This is a genomic window from Enterobacter sp. HG048 (assembly GCF_024702055.1).
GTDB lineage: Bacteria > Pseudomonadota > Gammaproteobacteria > Enterobacterales > Enterobacteriaceae > Enterobacter > Enterobacter dykesii.
This window is the reverse complement of the sequence record NZ_JANLIZ010000026.1, coordinates 19,376-32,014: the sequence shown is the minus strand read 5'-3', so window position 1 is coordinate 32,014 and position 12,639 is coordinate 19,376. Positions and strand designations below refer to the sequence as shown.

At 58.4% G+C, this 12,639-nt stretch carries 5 protein-coding genes and 1 pseudogene; 5 read left to right on the top strand and 1 reads right to left on the bottom strand.

What is annotated here, in order from left to right; all coding sequences use genetic code 11:
• The 5 genes and pseudogenes from NUX24_RS21950 to NUX24_RS21040 all read left to right on the top strand — a co-directional run.
• The coding region (locus NUX24_RS21950) for a hemagglutinin repeat-containing protein (protein WP_257833927.1) at positions 1-9,401 on the top strand (9,401 nt) is incomplete at its 5' end.
• Entirely contained in the window at positions 9,373-9,651 is a 279-nt protein-coding gene (locus tag NUX24_RS21055) for a hypothetical protein (RefSeq protein ID WP_257833924.1), read from the top strand. The genes NUX24_RS21950 and NUX24_RS21055, both read left to right, overlap by 29 nt.
• Positions 9,652-9,690: 39 nt before the next feature.
• A pseudogene (locus NUX24_RS21050) lies at positions 9,691-10,356 on the top strand (filamentous hemagglutinin); the annotation flags it as partial.
• Positions 10,353-10,586 carry a hypothetical protein gene (locus tag NUX24_RS21045; RefSeq protein ID WP_193805411.1) on the top strand — a complete coding sequence of 78 codons (234 nt, stop codon included), beginning with the start codon at positions 10,353-10,355 and terminating at the stop codon, positions 10,584-10,586. The pseudogene NUX24_RS21050 and the gene NUX24_RS21045, both read left to right, overlap by 4 nt.
• Before the next feature lie 338 nt (positions 10,587-10,924).
• Entirely contained in the window at positions 10,925-11,380 is a 456-nt protein-coding gene (locus tag NUX24_RS21040) for a hypothetical protein (RefSeq protein WP_193805412.1), read from the top strand.
• A 38-nt stretch (positions 11,381-11,418) separates the two neighbouring features.
• Here NUX24_RS21040 and NUX24_RS21035 read toward each other — a convergent pair whose 3' ends face one another.
• Positions 11,419-12,507 carry an AAA family ATPase gene (locus tag NUX24_RS21035; protein WP_257833918.1) on the bottom strand — a complete coding sequence of 363 codons (1,089 nt, stop codon included), beginning with the start codon at positions 12,505-12,507 and terminating at the stop codon, positions 11,419-11,421.
• Positions 12,508-12,639: the final 132 nt, after the last annotated feature.

Here is a 12,639-nt window from a genome sequence, read left to right as displayed (position 1 = left end):
GCCTGACGCTGACCGCCGCTGAACTTACAAACAGCGGGCTGATGGCCGGTACCGACGCGCAGTTCAGCAGCGCGTCGGTGACCAACGGCGGCACGCTGCAGGGAACGCACTCCCTGACGGCGACCGGGGCACAGCTCAGCAACCAGCAGGCGGGCATGCTGCTCTCCGGTGGCGCGCTCGGCCTGCACCACACCACGTTAAACAACGCCGGGCTGCTGCAGGGTAACACCCTGAACCTGGCCACCGGCGAGTGGATGAACACCGGCAACGCGCTGGGGGAAGCGGGCGTGACGGCGGCGGTGACCGGCGCGCTGACCAACAGCGGTAAGGTGCTCAGCCAGCAGGCGCTGGACGTTCAGGCCGGCAATACCGATAACCGGGGCCAGCTGCTGGCGAAAGTGCTGACCCTGCGGGGCGACCTGCAGAACAGCGGCCTGCTTCAGGGCAGCAGCACGCTGGCCTGGTCCGGCAACACCTTCACGAACCAGACTCAGGGGCAGGTGACGGGCGGCGGGACCCTGACGCTCAGCGGACAAACGCTGAGCAACGCGGGCAGCCTGCAGGGGCGCAGCGCGACGCTTGATGCCGGGAGCCTGAATAACCAGGGCAGCGTTCAGGCGCTGGACGCCCTGACGCTTGCCGCGACCGGCAGGCTGGACAACACGGGCGCTCTGCTCAGTCAGAACCTGTTCACGCTGACGGCGGCGCAGCTGTTTAACGACGGCCGGCTGGCCGGGAAAGCGCTGGCGGTGAACGCCACGCAGCTGACCAACACCGGCATGCTGCAGGGCAACGACACGCTGGCGCTGACCACCCGCGCGCTGAGCAACGGCGCCACCGGGCAGCTGATTAGCGGCAGTTCTCTGGACCTGTCCCTCGACACGCTCGATAACGCCGGCCTGCTGCTGGTGAACGGCGGGTTCACCCTGCGGGGCAGCGACCTGACGAACCGGGGCGATATTCAGGCGCTGGACCTGGATTTGGGCCTGGGCAATGCCCTGACCAGTACCGGGAACATCGTGGCCACCGGCGATGCCGCGCTTCACGCGACGACGCTGACCAGCAGCGGCACGGTGGCGGGCAGAACGCTGACCGCAGGCGCGACGGAGCTGCGCAACAGCGGCCTGATGCAGGGCAGCAGCGCGGTTAACGCCGCCGTTGACCGCTTTATCAACGAACTGAACGGTAAATGGCTCTCCGGCGGCGGCTTCACGCTGACGGGCGGAGAGCTGAGGAACGCCGGTACGCTGCAGGGGGCGACGCTGGACATGACCGGCACCACCCTCACCAACAGCGGCACGGTGAACGGGCAGACGGGGCTCAGCGGCACGCTCGGCGGGGCGTTAACCAATACCGGGCTGCTGCAGAGCGGCGGCGCGACCGCCTTCACCGCGGACACCCTGGCGAACCCGGGGCGCATCACCGGCGGCACGCTGTCCCTCACTGCCCGCGAGATGAACAACGGCGGGCTGATGCAGGGAGCGAACGGCCTGGCGCTCACCGGGACCACGCTGACCACGGGTGCGGCCTCGCGCACCCTCTCCGGCGGTATGCTGACGCTGGATGCAGGCCAGCTGGCCACCCAGGGCACGCTGCAGGGGAACGGCGCGGACATCCGCGCCAGCGACTGGACGCACGGCGGGTCCCTGCTCAGCCAGGGAACGCTGACGGCCACGACCGGCGGCACGCTGACCTCAGCCGGCTCGCTGATGAGCCAGGGGCGTGCGGATATCACCGCGCAGACGCTGGATAACCGCGGGCAGCTCCTCAGCGAGAGCGATATGACGCTCGGCGGCAGCACGCTTAAAAACAGCGGCACCGTGCAGGGGAACACCCTCGCGCTGCGCCAGGACAGCATTAACAACCAGGGCACCCTGACCGGCCTGCAGAGCCTGACCGTTCAGGGGCAGCAGCGGCTGATGGCGCGTATGGCGATGGCCGCGCCGCAGCAGGAACTCATTAACGGCGCAGGCGGTAAGCTGCTTACTCAGGGCACCCTGACGATTGCGTCCGGCGCGGTGACCAACGCCGGCAGCTGGCAGGCGCAGAACATCCTGCTCAACGCCCGCTCGCTCAGCAACAGCGGCGCGGTGCAGAGCGCCGACGGGCTGCAGATGACGCTGGCCGATACGCTCACCGGAACCACGGGCAGTAAGATTACCGCGCTGGGCAGCGCCACGCTGCAGGCCGCGACGCTGGCGAACCAGGGGCAGTGGGCGGCGAAAAACCTGACGCTGACCGGCGGCACGCTCAGCAACAGCGGCGCCATCAGCGGGGTGAATGGCCTGACCCTCAGCCAGACCGGCGCGGTCAGCCAGCAGTCGACCGGCACCCTGCTCTCCGGCGGGGCGCTGAACGTCACGGCGGCCTCCGTCACCAGCGACGGCAAAATGCAGGGGAGCACGCTTGGCATCACCACCGGGGCGCTCACCAACGGCGGACGCCTGCAGGGCGATAACGGCGCGACGCTGGCCCTCAGCGGCACGCTGACCAACAGCAGCGGGGGCGAAATCGTCAGCCGCGATGGCCTGACGCTGACCACGCCCGCGCTGTTTAACTACGGCCTGATTCAGGGCGGCGGCGAGACGCGCGTGACCGCCTCCTCGCAGGCGCGTAACGACGGCAGGCTGCTCTCCGGCGCGCGCCTGACGCTCGGCACGCCGCAGTTCACCGGTACCGGCTGGCTGCAGGCCACCGACCTGATACTCAATGCGGCAAACGCCACCAACGGCGGCACGTGGGTGGCCGACCGGGCCACGCTGACCGGCACCACCTTTGCCAGCCAGGGCACCACCCAGGCGGGACAGCTGACGGTTAACTACGGCCAGCTGAACAACAGCGGCACGCTGCTCGGCAACGCGCAGCTGAACATTAATGCCGACCAGGTGACCCAGAGCGCGGGCGGTAAGCTGCTGAGCGGCGGCAACCTGTGGCTGCAGAGCCGGGGGCTGGACCTTACCGGCCAGCTGGTCTCCCTGGGGGACTTAACGCTGCAGCTGACGAACGCGTTTACCAGCCGGACCGCCGTGGCGGCAGGCCGAACCCTGACCATCAGCAGCGGCGGCGACATCGATAACCGCAGCGTGCTGCAGGGGCAGGCGGTTAACCTCAGCGCGGGCGGGCAGCTCAGCAACAACGGACAAATCACCACCGGCGGCGGCACGAGTACGCTCTCCGGCAGCAGCGTGGCGCTGAACGCCGCGGGCTCGGTGCAGGGCGGGGGCGACATTACCGTTGCCAGCCGGAGCAATATTACCGTCGACGGCTTCACCGGCACGCGCGGCTCGCTGACCCTCAGCGCACCGGGCGCCATCGTCAACACCGCGCTGCTGTACGCGGCGAATAACCTGGCGCTGTTTGCCGACAGCATCACCAACCGGCGCGGCGACATCATGGCGGGGAACAACCTGTGGATGCAGCGGGATGCGGCGGGGAATGCCAACAGCCAGGTGGTGAACACGTCGGGGAATATTGAGACGCAGAATGGCGATATTGCGATCAGAACGGGGCATTTGCTGAACCAAAGGGATGGTCTGGTGGTGCTTAACAGCAAAACCGAAAACCTGATGGAGCAGGTCAAGTGGTTGAAGGACGGCTATGCGGATATCCCTCTTTCTGAGCTGATCGCGGGAACCGATTATGGCTATATCGTCATGGAATCCTGCAGCGGCGGTGGCAGTCCAGGGCACGGAGCTGGTCCTACATGCAGGGATATAGCTACTCCGATGCCGATGAAAAACAGTCCGGCGAAAGAGATTGCGATTTTACGAACGACACAAACTGTGTCCGCAAATGGTGGAGCGGGACGGATTAGTTCAGCCCAGGGGATGGTCATTCAGGCGGGACAACTGGAAAATAATGCCAGTACACTGCTTGCCGCGAAAGATATGTTCCTTTCTGGTACGACTTTGCAAAATCAGTCATGGACTGATGGTACGGTGACGCGTTACAGGACATATGTTGCCGACCGTGAGCAATATAATCGTAAAGCAAATCCCTCCGCGTCGGTAGACGCAGATGTTTATAAGAAGACCCCCATTCACTATGTTGCACAGGGTGATGATCGGGACGAAGGATCCGGAGGAACAGTATATCGTTCTGTCATCCAGGCGGGCGGTAACGTTACCGCAAACTTCACCAGCAACATCAGCAACACTAATACCACCGCCAATGCAGGCGGCGTCAGCAACGTCATCTCCACCCCGTCGCTGAACACCCTCAGCAACCAGAGCGTCGGCAGCGGCGTGCAAAAACAGGGGCTGAACACGACCGGCACCGTGGCGGTGAATTCGCCGCAGTGGAACGACCAGCTCCAGGGTGCGCTGCAGCAGCTTAACGGCGGCGGTGCGCTGGAAAACGGCGGCGCGTCCGGCACGCCTCTCAGCAACATTGGCACCAGGCAGAAAGGCAACGCGAACCTCGGCCAGCTGGGCGCGCTGGCGAACGCCGGAGTCACCACCGCCGATCTCCGAACCGCTCAGGGCGGAGCCGTCGGGCATTACCAGGGACAGCGCGTCGATACCAGCGCTTACCCGCTGCCGTCGGGCAACAACGGCTATTTCGTCTTTTCCGATAACCCGAAAAGCCCGTACCTGATCGGCATCAACCCAAAACTGAACGGTCTCGGACAGCTTGATCCCGCCCTGTTTGCCGACCTGAACGCGATGCTCGGGATCAAACCGTCGTCCACGGCGCCGCAGGAGACGCGGCTGGCGTTTACCGACGAGAAGCAGTTCCTCGGCTCGTCCTATATGCTGGGGCGCCTCAACCTGAACCCGGATTACGATTACCGCTTCCTCGGCGATGCGGCGTTCGATACCCGCTATGTCTCCAACGTGGTGCTCAACCAGACCGGTAACCGCTACCTGAACGGCATCGGCTCTGATCTGGATCAGATGCGCTATCTGATGGACAACGCCGCGGCGGCGCAGCAGTCGCTGGGCCTGCAGTTTGGCGTCTCGCTGACCGCCGATCAGATTGCCGCACTCGATCACAGCCTGCTGTGGTGGGAGAAAGCCACCGTCAACGGCGAAACGGTGATGGTGCCGAAACTCTACCTGTCGCCGAAGGACGTCACCGTCAATAACGGCAGCGTAATTGCGGGCAACAACGTCACCCTGAAGGGCGGCGACATCACCAACAGCGGCAGCACGCTGCTGGCGAAAAACAGCCTGACGCTCGACAGCCAGAACAGCATCAGCAACCTCAGCAACGGCCTGATGAAGGCGGGCGGCGACCTGAACCTGAGCGCCATCGGCGATATCAATAACATCAGCTCCACCATCAGCGGCAAAACGGTCGCGCTGGAGAGCCTGGACGGCAGCATCAACAACCTGACCCAGGTTGAGCAGATTGATATCAACGCCGGCGGGAAGTACGGCAACATCGGCCTGAAGGACACGATTCTTGGCAACACGGCGTCCATTACCGCACAGGATAGCCTGTCGCTTGAGGCGGGTAAAAACATCACCGTAACCGGGGCGAACCTGGCCTCCGGCGGCGATATGCTGCTGAACGCGTGGGGCGACATTGCCGTCAACGCGAATCAGATCAACGACGCATTCAGCTCCAGCCGTGCGAAAACCAGCCGTTCCTCAGTCACGTATCAGGGCAGTAACGTCAGTGCGGGCGGCAACCTGCTGGTGAATGCCGGGCACAACCTTGACGTGACCGCCAGCGACCTGAAGGCGGGCGGCAGCGCGGGGCTGAGCGCGGGCAACGACCTGAACCTGAACGCGGAGCAAACAAGCGAAAGCAGCCGGAAAGGGAAAAGCGAGTCCCACAGCACCGGGCTCGACCGCACCACGATTTCTGCAGGCGATAACCTGGTCCTGAAGGCCGGGCAGGATATCAACGCTCAGGCCGCCGCGCTGGCGGCGGAGAAAAGCGTCGGGCTGCAGGCGGGTCGCGACGTGAATCTGGCTGCGGAAGAGACCACGCAGGGCGACAGCTACAGGTCAGGCAAGAAAACCGTTATTAACGAATCGGTGCGTCAGCAGGGAACGGAGATCGCCAGCGGGGCGAATACCCAAATCCTCGCCGGACGCGATGTCACCACCGAAGCCGCGCAGGTGACGGCGAAGGGCGATATCGGCGTGGCGGCAGGCCGCGACGTCGATCTCAATACCGCAACCGAAAGCGATTATCACTACAAAGAGCAGACCAAAACCAAGAAAGGTTTTCTGAGCAAGAAAACCACCCACACCATCGAGGAGAACAGCGCGACGCGTGAATCCGGCTCATTGCTGAGCGGCGATAACGTGCAGGTGGTGGCGGGCAATAACCTGCTGGTGAACGGTTCCGCCGTGGCGGGCGATGGCGACGTGCAGCTTAAGGCGGGCAACAACGTCGATATCGTGGCGGCCACGAACAGCGATACCTCCTGGCGCTTCAAAGAAGAGAAAAAATCCGGCCTGATGGGCTCGGGCGGGATTGGTTTCACCATCGGCAGCAGCAAAAGCACGCACGATCTCCGTGAGAAGGGCACCACCCAGAGCCAGAGCTTCAGTACGGTGGGTTCGACGGGGGGTAACGTCGCGATTTCTGCCGGAAACCAGGCCCACGTCGGCGGCGCGGATCTTATCGCCGGGAAGGATTTAAGCCTCAGCGGCGACAGCGTCATCATCGAGCCGGGGCACGACAGGCGCACCCGGGATGAAACCTTCGAGCAGAAGAAAAGCGGGCTCACCGTGGCGCTCTCCGGCACCGTCGGTAGCGCTATTAACAATGCCGTGAGCGCGGCGCAGGAGACCAAAGAGCAAAGTGATGGCCGTCTGAAAGCCCTTCAGGCCACCAAAACGGTGCTGTCCGGCGTGCAGGCCGGGCAGGCAGCGGATATGGCGGCAACCACCGGCGACCCGAACGCAATGGGTGTGAGCCTCTCGCTGACGACCCAGAAGTCGAAATCACAGCAGCATGCTGAGAGTGATGCGGTGGCAGGCAGCACGCTGAACGCAGGCAACAATCTCTCCATCACCGCGAACGGCAAAAACAAAGGCGCGAACAGCGGCGACATCGTGATTGCGGGCAGCCAGCTTAAAGCCGGGGGCGATACCACGCTGGATGCACAGAACGACATTCTGCTGTCCGGCGCGGCGAATACCCAAAAAACCAGCGGCAAGAACAGCAGCAGCGGTGGCGGTATTGGGGTGAGCATCGGTGCCGGAGGTAGCGGTGCGGGTATCAGCGTGTTTGCCAACGTTAACGCCGCGCACGGCAAGGATAAAGGCAACGGTACCGACTGGACCGAAACCACAATCGACAGCGGTAAAAACGTCACCCTAAAAAGCGGGCACGACACCGTGCTTGATGGCGCCCAGGTTAACGGCAATAAAATCGTGGCAGATGTTGGTCACGACCTGCTGATGCGCAGCCAGCAGAACAACAGCGACTACGACAGCAAGCAGACCAGCGTTGCAGCGGGGGGCAGCTTCACCTTCGGCACCATGTCCGGTTCAGGCTATATCAACGCCAGCCAGGACAAGATGAAGAGCCGCTTTGATTCGGTGGCCGAACAGACCGGGCTGTATGCCGGGGACGGCGGCTTCGACATCACCGTGGGGCATCACACCCAGCTTGATGGCGCGGTTATCGCCTCCACCGCCACGCCGGACAAAAACAGCCTCGATACCGGGACGCTGGGCTTCAGCGATATCCACAACGAAGCGGACTTCAAAACCTCGCACTCCGGTATCAGCCTGAGCGGCGGCGGCAGCTTCGGGGATAAATTCCAGGGCAACCTGCCGGGCGGCATGATCTCCGCTGCGGGTAATAAAGGCCATAAGGAAGGCACCACGCAGGCTGCCGTGGCAGAGGGCTCCCTCACTATCCGCGACAAGGCAAACCAGAAGCAGGACGTGGCCGATCTCAGCCGCGACACCGAACATGCCAACGACAGCATCAGCCCAATCTTCGACAAGGAGAAAGAGCAGAACCGTCTGAACGCAGTTGGGATGATCAGCGACATTGGCAGCCAGGTGGCGGATATTGCCAGGACGCAGGGTGACCTGAACGGGCTGAAGGCGGCCCAGAAAGTATCCGGCGCAACACTCCCCGCAAATGCGACGGAAAAAGAGCGCCAGGATTATCTGGCGAAACTGCGTGCTACGCCGGAATATAAAAAGACGCAGGAAAAATATGGTACCGGCAGCGATATGCAGCGCGGCATCCAGGCAGCTACGGCAGCTCTTCAGGGACTGGCGGGCGGCAATATCGGAGGGGCGCTGGCGGGCGCGTCAGCACCGGAGCTGGCGTACATTATCGGTCACCGTGCAGGCATTAATGACGACACGGCGGCAAAAGCGATTGCCCATGCTATCCTCGGCGGCGTAACCGCAGCGCTTCAGGGCAACAGTGCCGCAGCGGGTGCTGTGGGGGCCGCATCCGGCGAACTGATTGCGACAGCAATCGCCAGACAGTTCTATCCGGACACAGACCCGTCGAAACTGACGGAAGAGCAGAAGCAGACCGTGAGTACGCTGGCATCTGTTTCAGCGGGCATAGCAGGCGGAATTGCCGGGGGAAATACGGCTGGTGCGGCGGCTGGAGCCAGTGCTGGGAAGAACAGTGTTGAGAATAATTTCCTCGGCGCTACATCTTCAGGCAAACTTGATAAAGCCATTGAAAAAATTAAGAACGGAGACAAGTCATTAGCGACAGCCAATGAACTCATCAAGCTGGAGAATGCCGATAAACGTAGCGATGCGTTAGTTTCTAAATTTAACAAAGATCCTTCACAGATGAATGACTCTGAACGGGCCGAACTAGCAGGATACCTGCGCGTTTATGCGGCGGAGATGGAGACCGAGTACGGTTCAGCTGTTTCGCAGGAATTAGTCAAAGGTCTGCTCTCCGGACAAGATTACATGAAACGTAATCCTGACTCTGAGGCAATGTCTAAGGCTCAGACAATCATGAATACCTGGGGCTACCATAAATCGAATGCCAGTATAGGCGATGCACCTGTTATGTTTGGCGGCAGCGTATTGGGTATTACTGTAAAAGGGATGATGGCGAATGCTGCAATTGGTGTTGGAGTTAACTCAGCTGCTCAGCTTGCAGGGAAAGATCCTTTTAGTTATGTGGATGCAATCATGGCGGGGGTGACAGCTGCAGCGACAACAGGAAAAGGTATTATCATCTCTACTCCTATTAATATGGGCGGCGCGGCAATCGGTAGTAGTATTAAGGGAGAGGATCCGACAAATTCTGTTATTGGAACCGGACTAGGTTCAGTAATTGGCGGCGGTGTCGGAAAGGCCATATCAGGGTCCATGGGGTCTGCTGTCAAAGAAGGAACATCAGATATTATTAGTAATGTTGGGGGTTCAATTACTAGCGAGGCTATTGGGAATGTTACAAAAGGAACGCTCGATGAAGCTGATAAAGCCACTAAAAAATAATCAGGGTGTCAATGTAAACACCCTCGTAATGCTAATAGTACGTTGTATAGCATGCGTTTTTTTTATAGCAATGATGGGCTGTCTTCTTGGCAGATTAATAGTGCTCTTTAAAACAAGTGTTTTATATTTCGATTGGGAGCAGGATGCTTTTTACTCCTTGAAAGTAGGCGCTTATGCGGGTACGTTGGCAGGGGTCGGTATATGGATAAAAGCCAAGTTACAAGAACGTAAAAAAAAAGAAGATAAATAAGATAATAACAATCTCATTCGGCAGAAAGGGATTATTGCTGAGAATACCTTACTCGACGTTAGTGAAGATGCTCAGGCTGCGCGGATACGCCAGCATGGCGTTGATATGGCGACCTGTTCAGATAATCCGAGTGGGGCCGCATGTCAGAAAGCAATGAATGAACGGGATGCCGTAGGATTGGCGCTTGCAACAGGTAGTGTAGCTCTCTTACCCGGTAGCGCTCAGGCCTTATGGGGATTAGGCGCAGGTGCTAATGCCGGTATCAACTATCTGTCTGATGGAACTATAGACCCAACAACAGCTATTATCGGTGGCTGGGTTAATGTGATCAGTGCCGGAAATGGTATTGCAGGAACGGTTGGCTGGAATGCGGCTGGAGGTGCATTAGGAAACTGGCTTGAAGGGAAAGACCCAATATCTGGTGCGGTAGTAAATGGTGCAGGTTCCCTTGTGGGTTATGGCGTTGGCAATGGCCTAAAATGGGGAGTTAACGCTGGCGCTAACTGGTGGAAAGGTGGTTGGGATCCCAAGTTTAACGCTGATCTGAGGCAGTTTACTGAAATAAAAGGAGATTATGGTCTTTCAAAAGAAATGAAACCAAGCAATGTCCCAAGCTCGATTGGTGACATTGGTGGTAGTATCTCGTCAGAAGTTGGAGGTAAGTATACAGAGTATAAAATGAAGCAAGTAGGAGATGGCAAATGAAATCACTAAAATATACTCTTACCTTAGTTTTTTTTATAGCATTTAGCATGGTTTCAATTTTTCTGACAGGGATCGTTTTATATGCATGTGGGGAGGTTTTTTTCTTAGCTTATAAAGGAATACCAATGTCTTTTTCATCGGGTATTGTTTTGTTTTTAGGTAAAATAAGTATATGGATTGGTATTTTTTCCGGTGTAATGTTATGGATCGCCAATTTGCTAAAAAAATGAACAAACGCGGTGAGTTGTAGCAGAAATGATGTGCTGGGTGAAAAGGACAAGAAGCTTCCAATAATAAATATCCGTGTGGCTGGTTGAAAACGGAAGCTCTGGATGAGAATGAATAATCACTTGGCGCTAATGAGGGAGGAGTTAAAGTTAACTTTAATATCTTTTCTAATGAAAATAAAAATAGAACAAGCAATTATCGGATATTAATGTGTATACAATTGCGCCCTAAGCAGGATTGAATAAAATTTTTACAGTATTTACTGAGCTATTGCTCTCCAAACTTAACGGCTCTATCAGTACCGAACTCATATCCTGGCCCTTCAAAAAGGATTAATTAAATGATTTATCTGCTATTAGGAATTGCGCTGTTCGCATTTTTCGTCGGAACGGTCGTTTTTTTCCGTTTTAGTAAAGCGACGGGAAGAAGCGTCCAGTCACCGTTTACCCCGATGTTTTTCTTTGACGCGCTCTTTTTTGGTCTGGGCAGTAAGCGAGACATGAACATCGCAGCATGTTCATTTATCGTCTTTTTAGTCAGTATCTGGGGATTAACTTATTTAAAATTAAGCGCACATTTTTGGGGCAGTCGCGAAAGTTATTTTGGTTTTGTGATCGCCGGAATTTTGTTTCTGATTATGCATTGTCGCTATTGTGCAAAAAATGTCGTTATAAAAAATGATGGCCTGGCCCCCATGAGAGAGTTGATTAATCTCCGGCGGTCCAGCCTCATCAGTCCTTTTTTATGGTTAAGCAGGGCCGGGTATCTGGGGTTCTTTATTGGCATGCTTCACTGAAGCGAGATGCGAAAAAACAGTCTCCGTGCCCCTGGAGACTACCCCAGCCTCTCCACCCGCGTCTCCCCCTCCACCATCGACAGCTGATACAGCGAGAACGACCTCTGCTTCTCAATCAACTGCGCCAGCTCCGGCGAGTGGCTGGTGAGCCAGATCTGCGAGTAGCGGCTGGCCTCGGCGATTAAGCTCGCCAGGGCGGGCAGCATCTGCGGGTGCAGGCTATTTTCCGGTTCGTTCAACGCGATAAACGCCGGTGGGCGCGGGCTGAGCAGCGCCACAGCCAGGCACAGAAAGCGCAGGGTGCCGTCGGAGAACTCTGCGGGTTCCAGCGGTCTGCTCAGCCCCTCGCGCTGCATCATCATGCGAAAACGCCCGCCGGTGTTGTCGCTGTAAAACACGCAGCCGGGGAAGGCCTGGTCGAGGATGCGCATCAGCAGCAGCTCGTCGCCGATCTCCACGATGGTCTGAAACGCCGCCGCCAGGTTGGCGCCGTCGCTGGCCAGCACCGGGGAGCGGAAACCGACCTGCGGGGCGCGCATCGCCGAGCCTATTGATACAGAAAACTCATGATAAAATCGCCAGTTACGCAGGGACTCGCGCATCTGCGACACTTCCGGGTAAAGGTGCGGTTCGCCGAGCTGCCCGAACACCGATTCGTTCTCGTATAGCGTGCCGCTGTGTGTCACTTTCTCGTGATGCACGTTGTTCAGGAACACCGCCTGATTCTTACGCTTCATCAGCTGTGACGAGGGCCGACGGTGCTGGCCGCTCAGCCAGATGGATTCCTCTTTGATCACCGGGTCAAGCTGAAACTGCGAGGGATAGGGCAGCTTCTCCACAAACCCGACCTGCAGCTCGTATTCGTAGGTCTCTGTTTCCACCGCGAGGTTCATCCGCCGCAGCTGGTCGCTGCGGGTTTTGCCTGCCCAGAACACCTTCAGAATGCCGCCCTCGTTCGCCAGCGCCTGGGAAAACTGCCCCTGCGCGGCGCTGTGCATCAGATGTATCGCCTTGTAGATATTCGATTTTCCGGTGCCGTTCGGCCCGAAGACGATATTAAGCTGCTCCAGCTCCAGCGACATCTCGCGGATGGAGCGGTAGTTTTGAATGTGCAGGGTGTTGATCACAGGCAAGCCCCTTTCGCAGAATAAGCCTGTATATAATCACAGTCTTTGAGGTTAAATGCAAAAAAAGAGACGACAGTGAGGATGTCGTCTAAACGGGGTACTGCTTTGGGCCTCTATGGGTCAATGGGGCCT

Excerpts from the sequence above, each read along its gene's own strand:
- NUX24_RS21055 (WP_257833924.1), top strand. The coding sequence starts at position 9,373 with ATGAAGCTGATAAAGCCACTAAAAAATAATCAGGGTGTCAATGTAAAC.
- NUX24_RS21045 (WP_193805411.1), top strand. The coding sequence starts at position 10,353 with ATGAAATCACTAAAATATACTCTTACCTTAGTTTTTTTTATAGCATTT.
- NUX24_RS21040 (WP_193805412.1), top strand. The coding sequence starts at position 10,925 with ATGATTTATCTGCTATTAGGAATTGCGCTGTTCGCATTTTTCGTCGGA.